We start from the raw sequence: 20,501 nt of genomic DNA on the forward strand, positions 1-20,501 counted from the left end.
CATGTCGTCGATCATTGCCGACGCTTTACCGCACGTCGAATGGTTTTCGGTTGCCCGCGTAGGGGGTTGGGCACCGCCGGTTGTGACGCTCGTGAGACGAACCATACGGCGATCACACACATGTGTCGGTTAGTGTCACCGGATGCTCGATGCCACCACTCGCTCTGGGGGCACCGCCACGGCCTCTCCCCGGGCCACCGCCGCGGAGCTCGCCGTCGCCGTTCCCCCGGCAACGACCGTCTCGCCCGCCGTACCGACCCATTTCGCCGCTCGCTGCACGAGAGTTCTGCTCTCCCCGTGGTCGCGGCTGTCCCTGCTCGTCGTGCTGCTCGCCGCCGGCGCGTGCGGGGTGCTGCTGTTCGAGCCGCAGCGGCTGCTGACGGAGGGCTGGCCGCCACAGCTCGGTGGCGCCGCGGCGGCGGCCGTGTTCACGGTGGCGTACGGCGTGTGCACCGTGGCGTTCGTGCCGAGGCCGCTGCTGAACCTGGCGGCCGGCGCCCTGTTCGGTTCACAGCTCGGCCTGGGCGTGGCCCTGACGGGCACGGTGCTCGGCGCCGGGATCGCCTTCTGCCTGGGCCGGACCCTGGGCCAGGACGCCCTGCGGCCGCTACTGCGGGGGCGCTGGCTGAAGGCCGCGGACGGCCAGCTCAGCCGGCACGGCTTCCGGTCGATGCTGATGGTGCGCCTGTTCCCGGGGGTGCCGTTCTGGGCCGCGAACTACTGCGCCTCCGTCTCCCGCATGGGCCTGCTGCCGTTCCTGCTGGCCACGGGCCTCGGCTCGATCCCGAACACCGCCGCCTACGCCGTCGCGGGCGCCCGTGCCTCCACCCCGACCTCTCCCGCCTTCCTGATCGCCATGGCGTGCATCGCCCTGCCCGCGCTGGGGGGCGTGGTGGTGGCCTGGCGCAAGCGGCACCAGCTGCGCCGCCTCTGACGCCCTGTCACACCCGGCTAGACCCGCTCCAGCACCATGGCGTTGGCGAGTCCACCCGCCTCGCACATGGTCTGGAGCGCGTACCGGGCGCCTCGTTGCCGCATCGCGTGCACCAGTGTCGTCGTCAGCCGGGTGCCGCTCGCGCCGAGGGGGTGCCCGAGCGCGATGGCCCCGCCGTGCACGTTGACCCGGGCGAGGTCGGCGCCGGTCTCCTGCCGCCAGGCCAGTACGACGCTGGAGAACGCCTCGTTGACCTCGAACAGGTCGATGTCGTCGAGGGTCAGCGAGGCCCTGCGCAGCACCTTCCCTCATGGCGTGGGGCGACCGTCATCTCCGGGCGGACGGCGACCGGCCGATGGTCCTGGAGCACTCCTGCGGCCGTCCCCTCACCCCCCGGCCGTCACCTGCCGGGCCTGCGGCGACGAGGTGCGCCACGAAGACCTCACGGCCCGCCCCCAGGCACCGGGCTGGACGGTGACCGGATCCACCGTCGCCTGATCGCCCTGGTCAACGGCGGCTTCCAAACCCCTGTGTCCTGGCGGCCTCCCGGGGACGCTACGCTTCCCCCTCGGCGCACATGATCCCCCGTTCCTCGCAACGGCGGCCCGGTGCGCCCGTCGTCCGTTCCCACGATCGGCACTTGGACTCCGCTACCTCATGTCTTGGTTCGAATCACTCATCCTCGGACTCGTCCAGGGGCTGACCGAGTTCCTCCCCGTCTCCTCCAGCGCCCACCTGCGGCTGACGGCGGCCTTCTCGGGCTGGGAGGACCCGGGCGCGGCCTTCACGGCGATCACGCAGATCGGCACCGAGGCGGCCGTGCTGATCTACTTCCGCAAGGACATCGGGCGGATCATCTCGGCGTGGACGCGTTCACTGACGAACAAGGCGCTGCGCAGCGACCCGGACGCCCGGATGGGCTGGCTGGTCATCGTCGGCTCGATCCCGATCGGTGTGCTCGGCGTGACGCTGAAGGACCAGATCGAGGGGCCGTTCCGCGATCTGCGGATCACCGCGACGATGCTGATCGGCATGGGCATCGTCCTGGGCGTCGCCGACCGGCTCGCGGCCCGCGACGAGAGCGGCGGCAAGCACCGCGCGCCCAAGCAGCGCAAGGCCCTGGAGGACCTGGGCGTCCGGGACGGCCTGATCTACGGCGCCTGCCAGGCCATGGCGCTCATCCCGGGCGTCTCCCGCTCCGGCGCCACCATCAGCGGCGGCCTGTTCATGGGCTACAAGCGCGAGGCCGCGGCCCGCTACTCCTTCCTGCTCGCCATCCCCGCGGTGCTCGCCTCGGGCGCGTTCGAGCTGAAGGACGCCACGGAGGGCGGCCATGTGTCGTGGGGTCCGACGATCTTCGCGACGATCATCGCCTTCGGCGTCGGGTACGCGGTGATCGCGTGGTTCATGAAGTTCATCTCGACCAAGAGCTTCATGCCGTTCGTCTACTACCGCATCGCGCTCGGCATCCTCATCATCGCCCTGGTCAGCATGGGTGCCCTGAGCCCGCACGCGGCCGAGTCGGCGGGCTGATCCGGGGCGTGTTCCGGGGCCGTGTGACCCCGCTCTCGTGACCAACCGCATAGGCATCGGGTAGCCGTCCGGTAGCGGGCTGTCAGTGGCTGCCCCTAGGCTTGTCCGCATGTCCCCCGATTTCGTGACCCCTGGTTCCGTGCGGTCCGCTGCCGAGGTCAACGACGAGATCCGTGCGCTGTGGCAGCGCACGGGCGGCACCCTGTCGGCCGAGGAGCGCGCGGAGTACGAGCTGCTCGTCGTCGAGTGGGCGGCCGCGATCCGTGGCAGCGTCGTCAAGGCGGCCTGAGCAGCCCCCGCAGTCGCCTTTCCCCCCGTCCCTTCCCCCCTCTAGGCGCGCAGCCGCGCCAGCACCTCGTCGTCGAGGTCCAAAGGCCGCTCCTCGGGCAACAGACCCGCGGCCGAATCCAGTCGACCCGCCCGCACCAGCCCGTGGATCTGCGTGGCGAGCGGCGTGACGTCCTCGATCCCCATGATCCACTCGTCCGCGTAGCGCGCGGCCGCCTCCCCGGCGAGCCCCAGCTGAAGCGACCGGTGCGGCAGCGGGTCGAGGTGCAGGTCCCGTTCCGGATCCCACTGCACCCGCGCGGGCGCCTGCCTCAACTGCCGCTTCCAGGAGGCGTGGTCGCCGTGCAGGGCGGGGACGTGATGGGACAGGCAGGCATTGCGCAGCGCCCAGAGGAAGCCCTCGCGGTCGATCTCGATCGCCAGGACCGTCTCCTGGCCCTCCTTGGAGCCCCAGCCGCAGCGGTACATCATCCACAGGAACGACGGCTTGATCCATGTCATGCGCTCCCGCTTCCATGCGGCCGGGAAGCGGCCGTGACGGGCGGCGGGGCCGCCGATCTCCGGGCGGTAGGCCTGGTAGACGGTGATCGTGGACCCGGTGTGGCGGGCGCGCACCTGGAACCTGGGTTCGTGTCGTTCGTTCACGAAGGACAGGCTGGGCCCGGTCGCCGGTCGGCGGCCACCGAATATCGCTCACGCACGGCTCTTGGCCCGGCCCCCGCCATGCCCAACACTGATCCGATGACGCAGCGCGTGGAGCTCGCTACCGTGAGAGACCGGCTGGCCGTGGACGGGCTGATCACCGACTACGCGGTGGCGGTCGACGACGGCGACTGGGAGGCGTACCGGGGGCTGTTCGCCCCTCGCGGGCGGGCGGACTACCGCTCGGCCGGCGGCATCGAGGGAGAAGCCCGGGCGGTCGCCGCGTGGCTCGCCGAGAGCCTGCGGCTGTTCCCGATGCGGCAGCACCTGATCGTCAACCGGCGGGTGCGCTTCGGGATCTGGGAGCAGGACACCGGTGACACCGCCGCGGTCCAGGCCGACTACGTCAATCCCATGGCCACCGCCGGGCCCGCCCCGGACTTCGTGTGCGGCGGCCGGTACGCCTTCGCGGCCCTGCGCACGGCCGACGGCTGGCGGCTGAGCGAGGTGGTCGTACGGGAGAAGTGGCGGCGTCTTCCCGAGCCGAAGAGCGCACCCGTGGCCACCTGACCGGGCTCGGGAGCAGCGGTCGGCGCCTTCCCGAGCCGAAGAGGGCACCTGTGGTCAACTGACCCGGCGTCCTGTGCCCTAGATCGTCCGCAGGGCGCACACTGGAGGCACCCGCGGGTAGGAGGCGCCCATGAAGACGCTCGGCCACTCGCTCGCCTCCCCCTGGCGCCGCTCGGCCGCCGCGGCGGTCGCGGGCGCCCTCCCCGTCCTCGCCTTCCCCGCGCCGTCGCTGTGGTGGTGCGCGTACGCCGCCCTGGTCCCCTGGATCCTGCTGCTGCGCACCGCGCCGACCGGGAAGCGGGCCGCCCTCGACGGCTGGTGCGGCGGCCTCGGCTTCATGCTGGCCATGCACCACTGGCTGCTGCCGAGCCTGCACGTGTTCACGATCGTCCTCGCCGCCCTCCTCGGCGCCATGTGGGCCCCGTGGGGCTGGCTGGTGCGCCGTCTCCTCGGCGGCCTCCCCTCCCCCGGTCAGGTCGCGGTGGCGCTCGTGGTGCTGCCGTCGGGCTGGCTGGCCGTCGAGCTGGTCCGCTCCTGGCAGGGGCTCGGCGGCCCCTGGGGCATGCTCGGCAGCAGCCAATGGCAGGCGGAGCCCGCGCTGCGGCTCGCCTCGGTCGGCGGGGTGTGGCTGCTCAGCTACCTGCTCGTGGCCGTCAACGTCGCGGTCGCCGTCCTCGTCGCGGTCCGCCGGGCCCGGGTGCCCGCCGTGGCCGGTCTGGTCGCCACGGCCGCCGCCACCTCGGCCGCCTGGGCCTTCTCACCCCGCCCGCCCGTCGACGGCCAGGTCAGGATCGCCGTCGTGCAGCCGGGCGTCATCGTCGGCCCGGACGTCCGGTTCGCCCGCGAGGAGCAGCTCACCCGCCGACTCGCCGGCCAGGACGTCGACCTGATCGTCTGGGGCGAGAGCAGCGTCGGCTTCGACCTCGGGGACCGGACCGACCTCGCCCGGCGACTGGCGGACCTGTCCCGCGCGACGGGTGCCGACATCCTGGTCAACGTGGACGCCCGGCGCTCCGACAAGCCCGGTATCTACAAGAGTTCGATCCTGGTCGGGCCCGAGGGCCTGACCGGCGAGCGCTACGACAAGATGCGGCTCGTGCCGTTCGGCGAATACATTCCGGCCCGGTCCCTGTTCGGCTGGGCCACCTCCGTCGGCAAGGCCGCGGGCGAGGACCGCAAGCGCGGCTCGCAGCCGATCGTGATGAACGTCGGGGACGACCTGCGCGTGGGCCCGCTGGTGTGCTTCGAGACCGCCTTCCCCGACATGACCCGCCATCTCACGCGGGAGGGCGCCGACGTGATGATCGGCCAGTCGTCGACCTCCACGTTCCAGCACAGCTGGGCGCCCGAGCAGCACGCGTCGCTGGCCGCGCTGCGCGCCGCCGAGACCGGCCGCCCCATGGTGCACGCGACCCTGACGGGCGTCTCCGCCGTCTACGGCCCGGACGGACAGCGCATCGGTTCATGGCTCGCCACGGACGCCTCGGCCGCGCGGATCTACGACGTCCCCCTCGCCCACGGCACCACGCCCTACGTCCGCCACGGCGACTGGACGGTGCACGCGGCGATGGTGATCCTCGCCCTGTGGGCCGTCGGCGAGGGCTCACGGACCCTGCGGCTCAGGCGGTCCGCTCCTGAACCGCGCGTACCACCCGCTCGCACAGTTCATGGGTCTCCAGCGCGTCCCGGGCGCTGAGCACCTTGCCCGCCCGGACCGCGTCGAGGAACGCGAGCACCGCCTGCTCGATCCCGCGCTGGCGGGCCACCGGCACCCAGTCCCCGCGCCGCCGCACGGTCGGCTGCCCCTTGTGGTCGACCACCTCGGCGAGATTGACCACCTGCCGTTTGGTGTCCTGCCCGGACACCTCGAGGATCTCCTCGGCGGAACCGCTGAGCCGGTTCATCACGCCGAGCGCGGTGAAGCCGTCCCCGGCGAGCTGGAGCACCAGGTGGTGCAGCAGCCCGTCCCGGACCCGGGCGCGCACGGTCACGTCGTCGATCTCGCCGGGCACCAGGAACCGCAGGGTGTCGACGACGTGGATGAAGTCGTCGAGGATCATCGAGCGGGGTTCCTCCGGCAGCCCGATGCGGTTCTTCTGCATCAGGATCATCTCGCGCGGATGGTCCGCGCACTGCGTGTAGCCGGGGGCGAAGCGCCGGTTGAAGCCGACGGCGAGGCTCACGTCCCGCTCCTGCGCGAGCGCCACCAGCCGCGCGGAGTCGTCGAGTTCGTAGGCGAGCGGCTTGTCGACGTAGGTGGGTACGCCGGCCTCCAGCAGCCGCGTCACGATCTCCGGGTGCACGAGCGTGGGCGCGTGCACGAAGGCCGCGTCGAGGCCCGTAGCGAGCAGGGAGTCGAGGGTGGTGTGCCGCCGCTCCCGCGGGATGTGCAGGCCCTGTGCGACCCGGTCCAGCGTGGCGGGCGTACGGGTCTGCAGGTGCAGTTCGACCCCGGGCTGGACGGCGAGGACCGGAAGGTAGGCCTTCTGCGCGATGTCACCGAGTCCGATGCAGCCGACCTTCACGGGGTCATCTCCTCCAACGGTTGCCTGCCGGGGTCTGCCCGGAAGCATACGGCCGCTGCGGGGGCGCCCAGTCGGCGATGCCGTCGAAGCCGCGCAGGAACAGGGCGGGCCCGGCCTTCGACAGTGCGGCGACGGCCGTGTCGCGCACGGCGATGCCGGCCCGGCTGCTCATGAGGCTGAGCCGGGCGGCCTTCACGGCCTGGCGTGCGATGGCGGTCGTGCGCGGCAGCCGGGCGGCGGTGTAGGCGGCGAGGTCGTCGCAGTGGTGGGCGAGCACGACGGCGTCCTCGATCGCCTGGTTGCCGCCCTGGCCGAGGCTCGGGGGCATGGCGTGTGCGGCGTCGCCGAGCAGGGCGGCCCGGCCCTGGTGGTAGGCGGGCAGGGGTTCGGCGATGTGGTGCACGTCGTGGCGCAGGACGTCTTCGGGCCGGGCGGCGGCCAGCACGGCGGGGATCGGGTCGTGCCAGTCGCCGAAGCGGCGCAGCAGCTCGGACTTCTCGTCGTCGGGCGCCCGCCCGCCGGCCGGTGTCAGGGCGGCGCCGTAGGCGTAGACGCGACCGTCCTTCAGCGGGTGGGTGCCCCAGAGGCGGCCCCGGCCCCAGGTCTCGTGCGAGGCGAACCGGGCGCCGGGGACGGGAACCACGACCCTCCAGGTGGTGAAGCCGGAGTAGACGGGCCCCGGATGGGCGGGGAAAAGCGCCCCGCGCACGGCGGACCGGACGCCGTCCGCACCGACCACCAGGTCCGCTTCGAGGTCGCCGTCCGCGGTCGTGACGCGGGCCGCCCGGCCGGGTCCTCCGCTGTCGGCGAGCACCGCGGCGGCGTCCGTGCGGACGGCGTCCGCCGGGAGCAGGGCGGCGAGACGCTCGATCAGGGTGGCGCGGGGCAGCAGCACGAGCGGGCCGCCGAAGCGCTCGGCGGCGGCCTCGGCGGAGGAGCGGGAGAACCACCGCCCGCTCGGAGCGCGCAGGCCTCCGTCCCCCGACCAGGCGGCGAGGTCGCGGATCTCGTCGCCGAGGCCGATGACGTCCAGTGCGCGCAGGGAGTTGGGCGCGAGGGAGATCGCCGCGCCGACCGGCTCCAGCGAACGGGCCCGCTCCAGCACGGTGACCCGCAGGCCGCGCCGGTGCAGGGCGACCGCCGCGGTCAGGCCTCCGATACCGCCGCCGATCACGACGGCGTGCCGACGTGGTGCCATGGCTCCTCCTCGTATGCGACTACATCTGTAGTGACGCCGCCGACGTTACTACAGCTGTAGTCGGACGGATAGCGTGAGCCCCATGTCCGTAAGCAACGCCGGTCCCAGCCGCTCCGACCTCGTCGCCGACGCCGCCCTCGCCCTGCTCGCCGAGCGCGGGATGCGCGGTCTCACGCACCGGGCGGTCGACGAGGCGGCCGCACTCCCCCAGGGCTCCACGTCGAATCTCGCCCGGACCCGGCAGGCCCTGCTGGAACTGGCGGTGCGGCGGCTGGCCGACCGTGAGGCGCGAGTGCTGGCCCTGCACGAGCTGCCGGATCCGGCGGCCGGGACCGGCTCGCTGGTGGACGCACTGGCCCTGGCGGCCCACCGGGCCCTGACGAACAACCGCGCGCTGACCCTCGCCCGGTACGAACTGGCCCTGGAGGCGACGCGCCGCCCCGAGCTGCGGGCGTTCTTCGACGCCACGGGCGCCCGCTTCCGGGACCAGCTGACCGCCCTGGTCACCGGCATGGGCTCGACGGACCCGGCCCGGCACACCCTGTCGCTGATCGCCTGGGCGGACGGGCTGATGTTCAGCTGCGTGGCGGGGTCGTTCGGCGCGGACACACCGAGCCTGGAGGAGGTCCGGGCCGGACTGCGGGAACTGCTGGAGGGGATGCTCGGGAGCTGAAAATCTTGTGGTGCGGCGGAGGCCGGTCGGAGAGGATGCGTCCATGACCAACGAACGCCGAGAGCCCGCCACCACCGCCGACGAGCGCACGATGCTGGAGGGCTGGCTGGACTACCACCGCCAGACCCTCGCCTGGAAGTGCGAGGGCCTGACCGACGCCCAGCTGCGCACCGCCGCGGTGGAACCGTCCGAGCTGAGCCTGATGGGACTGGTGCGGCACATGGCGGAGGTCGAGCGGAACTGGTTCCGCAAGGTGCTCGCGGCCGAGGACGCCGGCCCGATCTACTACACCGAGGAAGATCCGGACGGTGAGTTCCATCTGTCCGAGTCCGACACGTGGGAGGAGGCGTACGCCACCTGGCAGTCCGAGATCGAGACCGCCCGGCGCAACGCGGCCCGCTTCGGCCTGGACGACATCACCGAGGGCAAGCACCGACGCACCGGCGAGCGGTTCAACCTGCGGTGGCTCTACACGCACATGATCGAGGAGTACGCACGGCACAACGGCCACGCCGACCTGCTCCGCGAGCGCATCGACGGCGCGACCGGCGACTGACGCCGCCCCAGCCGTCACCCCTGTCGCACCGGCGCCCTCCGTACGGGGCGCGGGATCACCCGTGCGGGGCATCCTCCGCCTGTCCGCCGCCCCACCGCGGGCCGGACGCACCAGAGTTGCGGGGTGCATCGAACGACGACCACAGCGACGCTCCTGGTGACCGTGGCGGTCTCGGCCCTCTCCGGCTGTACGACGGTCCCGCACCCCTCCGCGCCGGCGCCCTCGGCGGCCCCGTCCCGGCCGTCGGCGCCTCAGCCGGAGGGCGAGGCGGAGACACAGATCGTGCAGGCCCCGGCCCGGGAAGCCCTGCAACTCATCGAAGAGGCGTCGCACCGCCCGACACCGGCCGCGTCGGCTCCCCGCCCCGCCACCACGCCCGCGGCCGTCTCGCCGGAGCACGGGACCTCCCAGCCCGGCCACCACGACGCCCGCCCGCGCCCCGCCCGTCCGGGACACCCCGACCCCGCCCCGCGCAGCCCCCAGCGGTCGCACCACCGCCCTGCGGACGGGTCGGAGTCGGTACGGCAAGACGTCCACGGGAGCGTCCCGGACAGCTCGGACGTGTGCGCGCTGGGCAGGCGCTACGGGGGGTGGCGGGCGGACAGCCCGGAGGCGACGATCTGCCGCGACACGTACGGGCGTTGACCCGCCGCACCCGCCTCAGGGACGCTGCCGCGGCGGCGTCCACGACCCCGGGCCGTCCTCCCCCAGCCGGGACTCCAGCCGTCCGATGGCCGCCCACACACCCTCGCCGTAGCTGTCGTCGGCGAGGGCCAGGGCGGCTTCCCGGGCCCACCGCAGGTGCGTGCGTGCGGCGTCGCGGCGATCGAGCCTGATGTAGTCGTTGGCCAGGTTCAGGTGCAGGGAGGGGTAGAGCGCGATCACCGCGGTCACCGCGAGCGCCTCCTGCCTCGCCTCCTCGGCCGCCGTCAACGCGCGCAGGTCCCAGGCCAGTTCGTCCGCCGGGTCGTCCTGGGTGTCGGCCAGGTAGTGGGCGAGGGTGCAGCGGTGCAGCGGGTCGCCGTGCTCGCCGAGCTCCGTCCACAGGCCGAGGAGCCGGTGCCGGGCCTCCTCCCGGTCACCGGCGTGGTGCAGCATGACGACCTGCCCGATCCGGGTCAGCACGGCATCCGGCGCCGTCTGCTCCTGCCGCTCCGCCACGACGCCCTCCGCGCACTCGTCGGCTGTTGCAGCCGACGCTAACCGCAGGCGGGGGCGATCCGGCTCAGGCGGCTCCGGACGGCGCCGGGCCCGTGACGGCACGGCCGTACGGCTCCGGGCCTCAGCCCAGGTTCGGGATCGTCCAGTCGATCGGCGTGTGCCCCTGCGCCGCCACCGCCTCGTCGATCTGTGTGAAGGGGCGCGAGCCGAAGAACTTCTTCGCCGACAGGGGCGAGGGATGCGCGCCCTTGACCACGACGTGCCGGGACTCGTCGATCAGGGGCAGCTTCTTCTGCGCGTAGTTGCCCCACAGCACGAAGACGGCCGGGTCGGGGCGCTCGGCCACGGCCCGGATCACCGCGTCGGTGAACTTCTCCCAGCCGCGGCCCTTGTGCGAGTTGGCCTCGCCCGCGCGGACCGTGAGCACCGCGTTGAGCAGCAGGACGCCCTGCTCGGCCCACGGCATCAGATAGCCGTTGTCCGGGATCGGCGTGCCCAGTTCCTGGTGCATCTCCTTGTAGATGTTGCGCAGGGACGGCGGGATGCGCACACCCGGCCGGACCGAGAAGCACAGCCCGTGCCCCTGCCCCTCGCCGTGGTACGGGTCCTGACCGAGGATCAGGACCTTGACCCCGTCGTACGGCGTGGCGTCCAGCGCCGCGAAGACCTCCTCGCGCGGCGGATAGACGGGACCCTTCGCCCGCTCCTCCTCGACGAACTCCGTCAGCTCCTCGAACCAGGGCTGCTGCAGCTCGTCGCCCAGAACCCCGCGCCAGGACTCGGGCAGCATGGCGATGTCGGTCACGTCAACGTCCTCACGATGTGCGGTCACTTCCCGGCCACAGAACCTACAGGCGACCACTGACAACGCGCCCGGGAGCGCCCGCCGGCGGACCGCCTACCAGGCGGTCTTGCGGTGCAGCTCCCACATCATCATGATCGTCGACGGGTCCATGGCCCGCTCCGCGCCCGAGACGTCCCGGCTGGCCGCCACGTACTGCCGGCCCTGCCACAGCGGCAGCAGCCGCGCGTCGTCCACGAGGACCTGCTGGGCCTCCTCGAACTCCTTCACCACGTTCGCGCGGTCGCTCTCCCGGCGCGAGCGGGGCAACAGATCGCCGGTGATCTCGGGGGCCGGGTAAGGCGTGCCGAGGGCGTTCTGGTCGCCGACGAACGGCGCGATGAAGTTCTCGGCGTCCGGGAAGTCGGGGAACCAGCCACGACCGAACACCGGGTACTCGCCCTTCTGGTAGCCCTCGACGTAGGTCTTCCAGGGGCGGCTCTTCAGGCTGATCGAGAACAGGCCGGACGCTTCGAGCTGGCGCTTCAGCTCCTTGAACTCCCCGGCGGTCTCGGAGCCGTAGCGGTCGCTCGTGTACCAGAGGGTGAGCGGGACGCGCTGGTTGATGCCCGCCTCGGTGAGGATCTTGCGGGCCTTGGCGATGTCGGGGTCGCCGTAGTCGTCGAAGAAGCCCGTGGTGTGGCCGGTGAGGCCCTTGGGGACCATGGAGTACAGGGGGTCGACGGTGTCCTTGTAGACCTTGTGGGCGATCGCCGCCCGGTCGACGACCTGCGCGATGGCCTGGCGCACGGCCTTCTTGTTCGCCCAGGAGTCCTTCGGGTTGAACACCAGGTAGTTGATGTCGGTGCCGGTGCCCTCGACGAGCTGGATCTCCTCGTTTGCAGAGGACTTGCTCTGGAGCTCGACGACGTCGCCCGCGGCCAGACCGCGGTAGGTCACGTCGATCTTCTCGTCCCGCAGGGCCTCCACCATGGTGGCGGAGTCCTGGAAGTAGCGGACGGTCACCGCGTCGTTCCGGCGCTCCGCGTAACCCTGGTAGGAGTCGTTGCGGACGAGGGCGGCTTCCTTGCCGTCGGAGTACGAGTCGAGGGTGTACGGCCCGGACCCGACCACGTCACTGCCCTTGCGCAGGCTGTTCTCCGGGTAGGCCGCCGGGGACACGATCGACATGGCGGGGGTGGCGAGCACGAACGGGAAGGTGGCGTCCGGCTTGTTGAGGTGGAAGATCACCTCGCGATCGTTCGGCGCCTGGACCCGCTCGAGGCTGCCCAGCAGACCCGCGGGGCCGCCGTTGACGTTGATCTTGCGGATCCGGTCGAACGAGTACTTCACCGCCTGGGCGTTGAGCGCGTCTCCGTTGGAGAACTTCAGGCCCTCGCGCAGCTCACAGCGGTAGACCTGGTTCGAGGCGTCGCTGAAGCCGCACTTCTCTGCGGCGTCCGGCTGGGGCGTGCTCGCACCCGTCGGATAGCTCAGGAGCGTCTGGTAGATGTTGCGGAACAGCTCCCAGGAGCTGTCCCACGAAGCGGCAGGGTCGAGCGTGCTGGGCGCACTGGTGGTGCCCACGACGATCGGTCCTTCGTCCTCCGGCGTATCGGACGACAGCACGCCACACCCGGCGAGCAGGGCCGATATGGACGCGATGGCCGCCACCCGCCGCAGGCATCGGTTCCGGTTGAACACGCGCACGCTCCTCGATCTGCCATACCAAGGGTCGGCAGACCATACCGCAGTGCCACGCCCGCCGGCCCTCCCCCGTCCATGACCTCTTGATCGATAAACCTGTGACGACGTTGTCATCGCCCTGTGCGGTGCCTGTACGCCGGCACGGGCGCCGTTCGTGTCGACGGGCGCCCGTGCCGATCCGTGTACGCGGTCCTCGTCAGCCGGTTCCGGCGTTGAGGAAGATGCCGCCGTCCACCACGAGCGTCTGCCCGGTGACCCAGTCGGACTGCTCGGAGGTGAGGAACGCGGCAGCGCCCCCGATGTCGGAGGGCACGCCCAGCCGGCCCAGCGGGTAGGCCGCCGCGGCCTCCTCCTCCCGGCCCTCGTACAGGGCCTGGGCGAACTTGGTCTTCACGACCGCCGGGGCGATCGCGTTGACCCGCACCTTGGGCGCGAACTCGTGCGCGAGCTGCACGGTCAGGTTGATCATCGCGGCCTTGCTCACGCCGTACGCGCCGATGAACGGCGAGGGCGACAGGCCCGCGACGGAGGCGATGTTGACGATCGCGCCGCCGTTGTCCTTCTGCCAGGCGTGCCAGGTCCGCTGGGCGAAGCCGAGCGCCGAGACGACGTTGGTCTCGAAGACCTTGCGGGCGACGTTCAGGTCGAGGTCGGCGATCGGCCCGAACACGGGGTTCGTGCCCGCGTTGTTGACCAGGTAGTCGACGCGGCCGAAGGCCTCCATCGTGCGCTCGACGGCGACGGCCTGGTGGGCCTCGTCGTGCGCCTTGCCCGCCACGTAGACCGCGCGATCGGCGCCGAGCTGCTCGACGGCCTCCTTGAGGGCGTCCTCGTTGCGGCCGGTGATGCACACGCGGTCACCGCGTGCGATGAGGGCCTCGGCGACGCCGTAGCCGATGCCGCGGCTGGCGCCCGTGACGAGGGCGACCTTGCCGGAGAGTTCCACGGAAGTCATGTCTGTTCGTCCTCTAGTCGAGCGGTCCGCCGGCCACGTACAGCACCTGGCCGGAGACGAATCCGGCCGCCTCGCCGGTGAAGAAGGCGATGGCGTTGGCGATGTCCTCCGGCTCACCGACCCGGGCCACCGGGATCTGGGTGGCGGCGGCGGCCTTGAAGTCCTCGAAGCCCATGCCGACGCGGTCGGCGGTGGCCTTGGTCATCTCGGTCGCGATGAAGCCGGGGGCGACGGAGTTGGCGGTGACGCCGAACTTGCCGAGCTCCTTGGCGAGGGTCTTGGTGAAGCCCTGCAGACCCGCCTTGGCGGCCGAGTAGTTCACCTGGCCGCGGTTGCCGAGCGCGGACGACGACGACAGGTTGACGATCCGGCCGAAGCCCGCGTCCACCATGTGCTTCTGGCAGGCCTTGGACATCAGGAAAGCGCCGCGCAGGTGCACGTTCATGACGGTGTCCCAGTCGGAGACGCTCATCTTGAACAGCAGGTTGTCGCGCAGCACGCCCGCGTTGTTGACCAGGATCGTCGGCGCGCCGAGCTCCTCGGCGATCCGCGCGACGGCCGCCTCGACCTGCGCCTCGTCCGAGACGTCGCACCCGACGGCGATGGCCTTGCCGCCGGCGGCGGTGATCTTCTCGACGGTGTCCTTGCAGGCCGCCTCGTCGAGGTCGAGCACGGCGACCGCGCGGCCCTCGGCGGCCAGTCGTACGGCGGTGGCGGCACCGATACCGCGCGCGGCACCGGTCACGACGGCAACCCGCTGGTCAGTGGTGGACATGCTGCTACTCCTCAGGTGAGCGACCGCTTAGTACCTTCAGTGGGTGTGACGCTAGAAGCCCTGGCACGCGGTGTCAACGGCCCAGGGCGGCATGTGATCCATCACCCCGGCCCCACCCTGCCCGGCAGCCTCCTCCGGGACACCCGATCGGCCTACGGCCACGCGCCGCCGCACCTGTCGGCGCCTAGCGTCGGAGCGCGAGCCACCCGTGGCCGAAGGGAGGCGTTCCACGCGCCGTCGCACCGGTGCCATCGGCACGCTGTTCGCGATCGCCGCGATCGTGCCGCTGGCCGACCCCGCTCATGCCCGGCAGGACCTGGACTGCCGCGACTTCGCCTTCCAGGAGGACGCGCAGGCCGTCTTCGACGCGGATCCGAGCGATCCCAACAGGCTGGACGAGGACCAGGGCCGCGACGACGGCGTCGCGTGCGAGGCGCTGGCCCGCCGCGGGATCATCGACCCCACGACGTCGCCCACCTCGTCCAGCCCTTCCGCCAGTCCGTCCCTGAGCCCCTCGGGCAGCCCCTCCGCTCCCGTGACCGCCACTCCCAGCGGCGCTCCGAGCCAGGGTGTGCGTGGCGGGCTCGGGGGCGCGGTGGTCTCGGGACCGAGCGACTGGGACCTCGCCATCGGTCTGGCCTTCGCGGCGGGTGCCGCCGTCGCCGCCGGCTGCGTGGTGAGGCGCCGCCGGCGCTGACGGCCGGGCGGGGCAGCCGTTGGGGCGGCCCCCGGGAAACGGCCGTCACCTCACCAGCGGGTCACCTCACCGGCTGGTCACCTCACCAGCAGGTCCAGCAACCGACCGGTCTCCGCCGCCGGGTCCGTGGTCAGGCCGGTGTGCACCGGGCCGGGCTGGACGATCGTGGAGCGGGGGGCGACGAGCCAGCGGAAGCGGCGCCCCGGGTCGTCGGCCGCCGCCTGGCCCGCCGTCGGGCCACCCGCGCACAGCCCCTCCACCGCCCGCAGTGCGGCGCGGACCCCTTCCACGTCGGCGCGGGGGTCGAGGGCCAGCAGCCGGGTCTCGTCGAGGTGGGTGCGGGCACCGACGTAGGACGCGGCGCGGCAGTAGACGAGGACGCCGGCGTTGATGCACTCGCCGCGTTCGACGCGTGGGACGACGCGCAGGACGGCGTACTCGTAGACATGGCGGTCCCGGGGCCCGCCCTTGATGATGTGCCGGTCGTTCACGTCAGCCCCTGGATGCGGTCGTGGATGTCGGCGGCCCGTGCCAGCAGCGGGCGCGCGTAGGCCTGCCGGAGGTCGTCCGGCGTGGCGAAGCCGGGTTCGTCCAGGAGCCAGGCGTCGGGGATCTGTGCGGTGACGTCGGCGAGGAGTTCCTCGGTGACCAGGGGCGCCAACTCGGCCGCGGCGGCGGTGACATCGGGCGCGAAGGACGCCAGCGCGTGGTCGGAGGCGTCGTAGGGGCGGGCGGCGGAGGCCTGGACGCCGGGCCAGTTGTGGTGCCAGATCATCGTCGCGCCGTGGTCGACGAGCCACAACTCGCCCCGCCACCGCAGCAGGTTGGGGTTGCGCCAGGACCGGTCGACGTTGTTGATCAGGGCGTCGAACCAGACGACCCGGCCGGCCTCCTCGGGGCTCACCGGGAACGCTAGCGGGTCGAAGCCGAGCGCGCCGGAGAGGAAGTCCATGCCGAGGTTGGTGCCGCCGCTGGACCTGAGCAGGCTCTGCACCTGCTCGTCCGGTTCGCCGAGACCCAGTTCCGCGTCGAGTTCGACGGTGACCAGGCGCGGCATCCGCAGCCCCAGCCGGCGGGCGAGTTCCCCGCAGACCACCTCGGCGACGAGTGTCTTGCGGCCTTGTCCGGCACCGGTGTACTTCAGGACGTAGGTGCCGAAGTCGTCGGCCTCGACCAGGCCGGGCAGCGAACCGCCCTCGCGCAGGGGCGCGATGAAACGGGTCGCGATCACTTCCTTGAGCATCGCCCCAGGTTACTGACGCACGCGGTGGCCGCGGTGACGGCCTCGCGGCGGGGCGGGCCGGAACCCGACAGCGAACCGACAGCTCCGCTTTACCCGTGTCCTTCCCGGATCGGGTCAGGATTTCGACATGGTCTGAACAGCCGGTCCGCAAGGGCCGTACCTCTCCGCAGATCACGAATCCCCGGAAGGAACGTCAGCATGACCAGCGAATCAGTTCAGCCGATGTCGGGACCGAGCCGCCGCACCGTCGTGGCGGCGGTCGGCGCGGCGGGGCTCACCGTGGCGCTGACGGCGTGCGGGTCGGAGGACAAGGCGTCCGACCCGTCCACCGAACAGGGCGCCGCCGGCGGCGGCGCGACGAACGACGCGGGCGGCTCGTCCGGCGGAGCGGGAGCCGGTGGCACGGCGCTCGCGAAGACCGCCGACATCCCCGAGGGCAGCGGCAAGATCTTCAAGGACGAGAAGGTGGTGGTCTCGCAGCCGGCCGCGGGCGACTACAAGGCCTTCTCGACGATCTGCACCCACCAGAAGTGTCCGATGGTGGACCTCAAGGACGACATCATCTCCTGCGCCTGCCACGGCAGTCGGTTCTCCGTCCTCGACGGCAGCGTGAAGAAGGGACCGGCTGTCCAGCCGCTGGAGGCGAAGCAGATCAGTGTGAACGGCGACTCCATCACGCTCGCCTGACCCCACGCGGATGCTCCAGGCACGCCAGCACCTCGTCCGTGGTCGCGACCGTGGCGACCAACGCGAGGGTGTGGCGGATCATCGCGGGCGTGTAGTCGGACGGCACTCCCGCGATGGCGTCCGCCGGGACGACGACGGTGTAGCCACGGTTCACGGCGTCGAACACGGCATTGGGGACGGCCACGTTGGCCGAGACCCCGGTGACGATCAGCGTGCGGCAGCCGAGGTTGCGCAGCAGTGGGTCGACGTCGGTGCCCTGCACGGGTGACAGCCCGTGCAGGCGCCGTACGACGAGGTCCCCCTCGGCGACCTCGATCGGGGCGGCCACCCGCACCGCTGGTGTGCCGGCCAGCTGTTGGACGGGCAGCCGTGCGGCGGCGCGGAACAGACGAGCGTTGCTGTTGGCGCCGCGGCCGTCGGGGCGGCGCTCGGCGACGGCGTGGACGACCTGGACGCCGCCGTCGTGGGCGGCCGCCACCAGCCGGGCGACGTTGGCCAGGGCCCCGCCGGCGCGTGCCTGTTCGGCGAGTTCGGGCAGGGCACTGTCCTCCCCGACGACGCCCTCCTGGCACTCGACGGTGAGCAGCACGGTGGTGCGCGGTTCGAGGAGCTCGCTGAGCGCTTCGTACGAGGGCACGGGTTTCCCCCTGTCACCGGCGGCCGGGCGGGCGAGCGTAACCACCATTGCGCACGGACGGAAGAGCACTCATCCTTTTCTGACGTGATGTCAGAGGATCTCCTCTGGCACGACGTGGGAGAAAGAGGGGGCGCATGACCGTCACGCAGCAGCGCAGAGGCCGGAAGATCATGATGACGCCGGGCGAGCTGGACGACTTCCTGACCACCCAGCGCACCTGCCGGGTCGCCACGGTGTCGGCCGACGGGGCGCCGCACGTGAGCACGCTCTGGTTCGCCTGGGACGGCGCCTCGATGTGGCTGTACTCGGTCGTCCGCAGCAAGCGGTGGACCGACCTGCGGCGCGACCCGCGGGTGGCGATCGTGGTCGACACCGGCGAGGACTACGACGAACTGCGCGGCGCCGAGCTGTCGGGCACCGTCGAGTTCGTGGGCGAGACACCGCGCACGGGTGAGCTGCGCGCCGAACTCGACGTGCCGGAGACGCTGTTCGCGCGGAAGAACTTCGGCCTGGAGGAGATGCCGCACGACGGCCGGCACGCCTGGATCCGGCTGACCCCGGAAAAGATCGTCTCCTGGGACTTCCGCAAGCTGGCGGGGCAGTAGCCGGTCCAGGAACTCCGGCCGCGGGCCGGGCGGCGGCCGCTCCCCGGAAGACGACAGCCGCGCGGCCCGGGCGGCGCCAGCCACTCCCCCGGGACCACACCCGTGGCCCGGGCGGCAGCAGCGCCCCGAAACAACAGCCACGCGTCCCAAGCGGCGCAAGCCGTTCACCCTGCACCACCGCCGCGGACCCGGGCGGCGGCCGCACCCCCCCAAACCACAGCCACGCGGCCCAGGCGGCGCAAGCCACTCCCCCGGCGGCCACACCCGTGGCCCGGGCGGCAGCCGCCCCCCAAGAAAAAGGGAAGCCACAGCCACGGTCCGGGCGGGGCAGCCGCTCCCCCGAAACGACAACCGCGCGGCCGGGGCCGCAGCCGCTCCCGGGCCTCAGCCGACGCTCTCCCCCGCCGCCCGCAGGGCCGTCACCGCCGCCCGGATCGACGGGCGGCGGTCCGCGTCCGCGCGCCAGACGACGTACACGTGCCGCCGGACCCGCTGCCGGAGGGGGACGGTCACGACCCCGGCGGGCACGGGGTGGCGGCCGAGCAGCGGGGCGATGCACACACCGAGGCCCGCGGCGACCAGCGCGAGCTGGGTGTGGTTCTCGGCGGCGCGGTGGCCGACGATCGGCTCGACGCCCTTGGAGCGCAGCGTGAACATCAGCCATTCGTGGCAGAACTCGCCCTCGCCCCAGGTGATCCACTCGTCGTCGGCGAACTCGGCGAGGTCCACCTCCGCGCGCTCCGCGAGCCGGTGGCCCACCGGCATGGCGACCTCGGCCGGGTCGTCCAGGATCGACGCCTTGACCAGCCCGTCGGGCAGCGCCATCGGCTTGTTGTACCAGTCGAGCACCACGGCGAGGTCGAGGTCGCCGCGCACGACCCCGGCGATTCCCTGCTCCGGTTCGAGTTCGCAGGAGCGCAGCCGGAGCGCCGGGTGCTGCTCGCGCAATGCGGCCAGGGCGTGCGGGAACAGCCCCCGTGCGGCCGTCGGGAACGCCGACAGCCTGAGCTCGCCCACGACCTGCCCGCGCTGCGCCTCCAGGTCGGACTGGGCCAGTTCCACCTGGGACAGGATGCGCCCGGCGTGCTCGGCGAGCAGCCGGCCCGCGTCGGTGAGCCGCACCCCGCGGCCGTTCTTGGCGAGGAGCTGCTGACCGACCTCCCGCTCGAGCTTGGACAGCTGCTGCGAGACGGCGGACGTCGTGATGTGCAGCCCCTCGGCCGCGCCGCTCACCGATCCGTGCCGGGCGAGGGCGTCGAGGGTGCGCAGGCGCTCAAGGTTCAACATGTAAGCAATGCTACGTGGTACCGAGTGCGAAATCTCGATTGTGCTACGAGGTTCCTGTACCGCATCGTGGCTGGCATGAGCACCGTCACCACCCCGGCCGACCGGGTCACCACCGCCCCGTCCGCACCGCCCCGCCGCCGCCTCGACTGGCGCCTCCGGTTCGCCGCCCTGTCCCTGATCTGGGGTTTCAGCTTCCTCCTCATCAAGGTGGGCACCGAGGGGTACGCGCCGTTCCAGGTGACGCTCGGCCGGCTGGTGTTCGGTACGGCGGTGCTGGCCGCCGCGATGGCGGTGCGGCGCGAACGGCTGCCGCGCGGGGCGCGCACGTGGGGGCATCTGGCGGTCGCCGCGTTCCTGCTCAACGCCCTGCCGTTCTCCCTGTTCGCGTACGCCGAGCTGACCATCCCGTCCACGCTGGCGGGCATCTGCAACGCGACCTCGCCGCTGTGGGGCATGGCGCTGTCGCTGGTCGCCCTGTCGGAGGACCGGCCTACCCGGGTGCGGGTCGCCGGGCTCGGTCTCGGCTTCCTCGGCGTGCTCACCGTGCTCGGCGCCTGGCAGGGCTTCCACGGTCTGGACGCCACCGGGACGGCACTGGCCCTGCTCGCCTCCCTCAGCTACCCGATCGGCTGGATCTACGTCCGCCGCACCCTGGCCGGCACCGGCCACTCGCACCTGTCGATGACCGGCGCCCAGCTGCTGCTCGCGACGGTCCAGCTGACGGTCGTCACCTCGCTGTTCACGACCCTGCCCACCCGGGTGTCCGTCGTGCCGCTGCTGGCGATCGCCGCCCTGGGCGCGCTGGGCACGGGCCTCGCGATGCTCCTCCAGTACGGCCTGGTCGCGGAGGTGGGCCCGACAACCGCGCAGATGGTCACGTACTTCGTCCCGGTCATCGCCACGGCCGCGGGCGTCGCCCTCCTCGGTGAGGCGCTCGCCTGGTCGACGCCGGTGGGGGCGGTGATCGTGCTGACGGGGGCGGCGCTCACGCAGGTGCGGCCGAAGCCCCGGAAGGTGTCTCAGCCGTAGCTCCGCGCACCCGAGGGT

Annotated in this window: 24 protein-coding genes and 2 pseudogenes; 13 read left to right on the forward strand and 13 right to left on the reverse strand. The window is 72.2% G+C overall.

The genetic code is table 11. The annotated features are described in order from the left end of the window. Positions 1 to 142 precede the first annotated feature (142 nt). Positions 143 to 934 (forward strand): TVP38/TMEM64 family protein, encoded by a 792-nt coding sequence (locus QOL88_RS05755; RefSeq protein WP_097215396.1) that lies wholly within the window; start codon positions 143 to 145, stop codon positions 932 to 934. Between the two features lie 17 nt (positions 935 to 951). Here the strand turns inward: QOL88_RS05755 and QOL88_RS05760 are convergent. After that, positions 952 to 1,239, reverse strand: a pseudogene (locus QOL88_RS05760) (steroid 3-ketoacyl-CoA thiolase); the annotation flags it as partial. On the opposite strand from QOL88_RS05760, the pseudogene QOL88_RS05765 reads away from it, so the two are divergent. The 3 genes and pseudogenes from QOL88_RS05765 to QOL88_RS05775 all read left to right on the forward strand — a co-directional run. Further along, positions 1,239 to 1,432, forward strand: a pseudogene (locus QOL88_RS05765) (winged helix-turn-helix transcriptional regulator); the annotation flags it as partial. The pseudogenes QOL88_RS05760 and QOL88_RS05765 sit on opposite strands and share 1 nt — an antisense overlap. A gap of 159 nt (positions 1,433 to 1,591) precedes the next feature. Then, the gene (locus QOL88_RS05770; RefSeq protein WP_097215397.1) at positions 1,592 to 2,467 is read left to right on the forward strand and encodes an undecaprenyl-diphosphate phosphatase; all 876 of its coding nucleotides are present in this window, start codon (positions 1,592 to 1,594) and stop codon (positions 2,465 to 2,467) included. A 109-nt stretch (positions 2,468 to 2,576) separates the two neighbouring features. Further along, the gene (locus QOL88_RS05775; protein ID WP_097215398.1) at positions 2,577 to 2,756 is read left to right on the forward strand and encodes a hypothetical protein; all 180 of its coding nucleotides are present in this window, start codon (positions 2,577 to 2,579) and stop codon (positions 2,754 to 2,756) included. A gap of 41 nt (positions 2,757 to 2,797) precedes the next feature. Here QOL88_RS05775 and QOL88_RS05780 read toward each other — a convergent pair whose 3' ends face one another. Further along, complete coding sequence (locus tag QOL88_RS05780) at positions 2,798 to 3,400, reverse strand: DUF4291 domain-containing protein (RefSeq protein WP_097215399.1); 603 nt, start codon at positions 3,398 to 3,400, stop codon at positions 2,798 to 2,800. A 96-nt stretch (positions 3,401 to 3,496) separates the two neighbouring features. Here QOL88_RS05780 and QOL88_RS05785 point away from each other — a divergent pair, with 96 nt between their 5' ends. Then, positions 3,497 to 3,967 (forward strand): nuclear transport factor 2 family protein, encoded by a 471-nt coding sequence (locus QOL88_RS05785; protein ID WP_097215400.1) that lies wholly within the window; start codon positions 3,497 to 3,499, stop codon positions 3,965 to 3,967. Positions 3,968 to 4,097: 130 nt separating this feature from the next. Next, a complete protein-coding gene (lnt, locus tag QOL88_RS05790; protein WP_097215401.1) occupies positions 4,098 to 5,663 on the forward strand; it encodes an apolipoprotein N-acyltransferase in 1,566 nt (521 codons plus the stop codon). On the opposite strand, the gene QOL88_RS05795 is transcribed toward lnt, so the two are convergent. Together QOL88_RS05795 and QOL88_RS05800 are read right to left on the reverse strand one after the other, a co-directional pair. Further along, positions 5,587 to 6,492: a Gfo/Idh/MocA family protein gene (locus tag QOL88_RS05795; protein ID WP_097215402.1), complete on the reverse strand. Its 906-nt coding sequence runs from the start codon at positions 6,490 to 6,492 to the stop codon at positions 5,587 to 5,589. The two genes, lnt and QOL88_RS05795, sit on opposite strands and share 77 nt — an antisense overlap. Positions 6,493 to 6,496: 4 nt before the next feature. Next, positions 6,497 to 7,690 (reverse strand): FAD-dependent monooxygenase, encoded by a 1,194-nt coding sequence (locus QOL88_RS05800; RefSeq protein WP_097215403.1) that lies wholly within the window; start codon positions 7,688 to 7,690, stop codon positions 6,497 to 6,499. 82 nt (positions 7,691 to 7,772) lie between these two features. Here QOL88_RS05800 and QOL88_RS05805 point away from each other — a divergent pair, with 82 nt between their 5' ends. The 3 genes from QOL88_RS05805 to QOL88_RS05815 all read left to right on the forward strand — a co-directional run bounded on the left by QOL88_RS05805 (position 7,773) and on the right by QOL88_RS05815 (position 9,564). Further along, positions 7,773 to 8,363 (forward strand): TetR/AcrR family transcriptional regulator, encoded by a 591-nt coding sequence (locus tag QOL88_RS05805; RefSeq protein WP_097215404.1) that lies wholly within the window; start codon positions 7,773 to 7,775, stop codon positions 8,361 to 8,363. Positions 8,364 to 8,406: 43 nt separating this feature from the next. Then, complete coding sequence (locus QOL88_RS05810) at positions 8,407 to 8,919, forward strand: DinB family protein (protein WP_097215405.1); 513 nt, start codon at positions 8,407 to 8,409, stop codon at positions 8,917 to 8,919. 123 nt (positions 8,920 to 9,042) lie between these two features. Then, the gene (locus QOL88_RS05815; RefSeq protein ID WP_097215406.1) at positions 9,043 to 9,564 is read left to right on the forward strand and encodes a hypothetical protein; all 522 of its coding nucleotides are present in this window, start codon (positions 9,043 to 9,045) and stop codon (positions 9,562 to 9,564) included. Positions 9,565 to 9,579: 15 nt separating this feature from the next. Here QOL88_RS05815 and QOL88_RS05820 read toward each other — a convergent pair whose 3' ends face one another. From QOL88_RS05820 to fabG, 5 genes are all read right to left on the reverse strand, one after another. Next, positions 9,580 to 10,080, reverse strand: coding sequence for a hypothetical protein (locus tag QOL88_RS05820; protein ID WP_097215407.1), 501 nt, complete (start codon positions 10,078 to 10,080; stop codon positions 9,580 to 9,582). A gap of 121 nt (positions 10,081 to 10,201) precedes the next feature. Then, complete coding sequence (ung, locus tag QOL88_RS05825; RefSeq protein WP_097215408.1) at positions 10,202 to 10,885, reverse strand: uracil-DNA glycosylase; 684 nt, start codon at positions 10,883 to 10,885, stop codon at positions 10,202 to 10,204. Between the two features lie 93 nt (positions 10,886 to 10,978). After that, on the reverse strand, positions 10,979 to 12,565 hold the full coding sequence (locus QOL88_RS05830) for an ABC transporter substrate-binding protein (protein ID WP_179878780.1): 1,587 nt from the start codon (positions 12,563 to 12,565) through the stop codon (positions 10,979 to 10,981). A gap of 199 nt (positions 12,566 to 12,764) precedes the next feature. Further along, positions 12,765 to 13,523, reverse strand: a complete 759-nt coding sequence (locus QOL88_RS05835) for an SDR family oxidoreductase (protein ID WP_097215410.1) — start codon at positions 13,521 to 13,523, stop codon at positions 12,765 to 12,767. Between the two features lie 13 nt (positions 13,524 to 13,536). Continuing rightward, a complete protein-coding gene (gene fabG, locus QOL88_RS05840) occupies positions 13,537 to 14,298 on the reverse strand; it encodes a 3-oxoacyl-ACP reductase FabG (RefSeq protein WP_097215411.1) in 762 nt (253 codons plus the stop codon). A gap of 208 nt (positions 14,299 to 14,506) precedes the next feature. On the opposite strand from fabG, the gene QOL88_RS05845 reads away from it, so the two are divergent. Further along, positions 14,507 to 14,995 (forward strand): excalibur calcium-binding protein, encoded by a 489-nt coding sequence (locus QOL88_RS05845; RefSeq protein ID WP_097215412.1) that lies wholly within the window; start codon positions 14,507 to 14,509, stop codon positions 14,993 to 14,995. 77 nt (positions 14,996 to 15,072) lie between these two features. On the opposite strand, the gene QOL88_RS05850 is transcribed toward QOL88_RS05845, so the two are convergent. Next, entirely contained in the window at positions 15,073 to 15,486 is a 414-nt protein-coding gene (locus QOL88_RS05850; protein WP_097215413.1) for a DUF3037 domain-containing protein, read from the reverse strand. Then, positions 15,483 to 16,238, reverse strand: coding sequence for a HipA family kinase (locus QOL88_RS05855; protein WP_097215414.1), 756 nt, complete (start codon positions 16,236 to 16,238; stop codon positions 15,483 to 15,485). The genes QOL88_RS05850 and QOL88_RS05855 overlap by 4 nt, the downstream gene beginning before the upstream one ends. A 198-nt stretch (positions 16,239 to 16,436) precedes the next feature. Between QOL88_RS05855 and QOL88_RS05860 the strand changes: the two genes are divergently transcribed. Further along, positions 16,437 to 16,925, forward strand: coding sequence for a Rieske (2Fe-2S) protein (locus QOL88_RS05860; RefSeq protein WP_097215415.1), 489 nt, complete (start codon positions 16,437 to 16,439; stop codon positions 16,923 to 16,925). On the opposite strand, the gene QOL88_RS05865 is transcribed toward QOL88_RS05860, so the two are convergent. Further along, positions 16,912 to 17,562: a cysteine hydrolase family protein gene (locus QOL88_RS05865; RefSeq protein ID WP_097215416.1), complete on the reverse strand. Its 651-nt coding sequence runs from the start codon at positions 17,560 to 17,562 to the stop codon at positions 16,912 to 16,914. The genes QOL88_RS05860 and QOL88_RS05865 overlap by 14 nt on opposite strands. Positions 17,563 to 17,696: 134 nt before the next feature. Here QOL88_RS05865 and QOL88_RS05870 point away from each other — a divergent pair, with 134 nt between their 5' ends. Then, complete coding sequence (locus tag QOL88_RS05870; protein ID WP_097215417.1) at positions 17,697 to 18,167, forward strand: pyridoxamine 5'-phosphate oxidase family protein; 471 nt, start codon at positions 17,697 to 17,699, stop codon at positions 18,165 to 18,167. 384 nt (positions 18,168 to 18,551) lie between these two features. On the opposite strand, the gene QOL88_RS05875 is transcribed toward QOL88_RS05870, so the two are convergent. Further along, positions 18,552 to 19,454, reverse strand: coding sequence for a LysR family transcriptional regulator (locus QOL88_RS05875; protein ID WP_097215418.1), 903 nt, complete (start codon positions 19,452 to 19,454; stop codon positions 18,552 to 18,554). A gap of 75 nt (positions 19,455 to 19,529) precedes the next feature. Between QOL88_RS05875 and QOL88_RS05880 the strand changes: the two genes are divergently transcribed. Further along, positions 19,530 to 20,483 carry a DMT family transporter gene (locus QOL88_RS05880; protein WP_097215419.1) on the forward strand — a complete coding sequence of 318 codons (954 nt, stop codon included), beginning with the start codon at positions 19,530 to 19,532 and terminating at the stop codon, positions 20,481 to 20,483. Positions 20,484 to 20,501: the final 18 nt, after the last annotated feature.

Source organism: Streptomyces sp. Ag82_O1-12 (assembly GCF_900182715.1).
Classification (GTDB): domain Bacteria; phylum Actinomycetota; class Actinomycetes; order Streptomycetales; family Streptomycetaceae; genus Streptomyces; species Streptomyces massasporeus.

Coding starts and splice junctions, on each gene's coding strand:
- QOL88_RS05755 (WP_097215396.1), top strand. CDS start 143: ATGCTCGATGCCACCACTCGCTCTGGGGGCACCGCCACGGCCTCTCCC.
- QOL88_RS05770 (WP_097215397.1), top strand. CDS start 1,592: ATGTCTTGGTTCGAATCACTCATCCTCGGACTCGTCCAGGGGCTGACC.
- QOL88_RS05775 (WP_097215398.1), top strand. CDS start 2,577: ATGTCCCCCGATTTCGTGACCCCTGGTTCCGTGCGGTCCGCTGCCGAG.
- QOL88_RS05785 (WP_097215400.1), top strand. CDS start 3,497: ATGACGCAGCGCGTGGAGCTCGCTACCGTGAGAGACCGGCTGGCCGTG.
- lnt (WP_097215401.1), top strand. CDS start 4,098: ATGAAGACGCTCGGCCACTCGCTCGCCTCCCCCTGGCGCCGCTCGGCC.
- QOL88_RS05800 (WP_097215403.1), bottom strand. CDS start 7,690: ATGGCACCACGTCGGCACGCCGTCGTGATCGGCGGCGGTATCGGAGGC.
- QOL88_RS05805 (WP_097215404.1), top strand. CDS start 7,773: ATGTCCGTAAGCAACGCCGGTCCCAGCCGCTCCGACCTCGTCGCCGAC.
- QOL88_RS05810 (WP_097215405.1), top strand. CDS start 8,407: ATGACCAACGAACGCCGAGAGCCCGCCACCACCGCCGACGAGCGCACG.
- QOL88_RS05835 (WP_097215410.1), bottom strand. CDS start 13,523: ATGACTTCCGTGGAACTCTCCGGCAAGGTCGCCCTCGTCACGGGCGCC.
- fabG (WP_097215411.1), bottom strand. CDS start 14,298: ATGTCCACCACTGACCAGCGGGTTGCCGTCGTGACCGGTGCCGCGCGC.
- QOL88_RS05855 (WP_097215414.1), bottom strand. CDS start 16,238: ATGCTCAAGGAAGTGATCGCGACCCGTTTCATCGCGCCCCTGCGCGAG.
- QOL88_RS05860 (WP_097215415.1), top strand. CDS start 16,437: ATGACCAGCGAATCAGTTCAGCCGATGTCGGGACCGAGCCGCCGCACC.
- QOL88_RS05870 (WP_097215417.1), top strand. CDS start 17,697: ATGACCGTCACGCAGCAGCGCAGAGGCCGGAAGATCATGATGACGCCG.
- QOL88_RS05875 (WP_097215418.1), bottom strand. CDS start 19,454: ATGTTGAACCTTGAGCGCCTGCGCACCCTCGACGCCCTCGCCCGGCAC.
- QOL88_RS05880 (WP_097215419.1), top strand. CDS start 19,530: ATGAGCACCGTCACCACCCCGGCCGACCGGGTCACCACCGCCCCGTCC.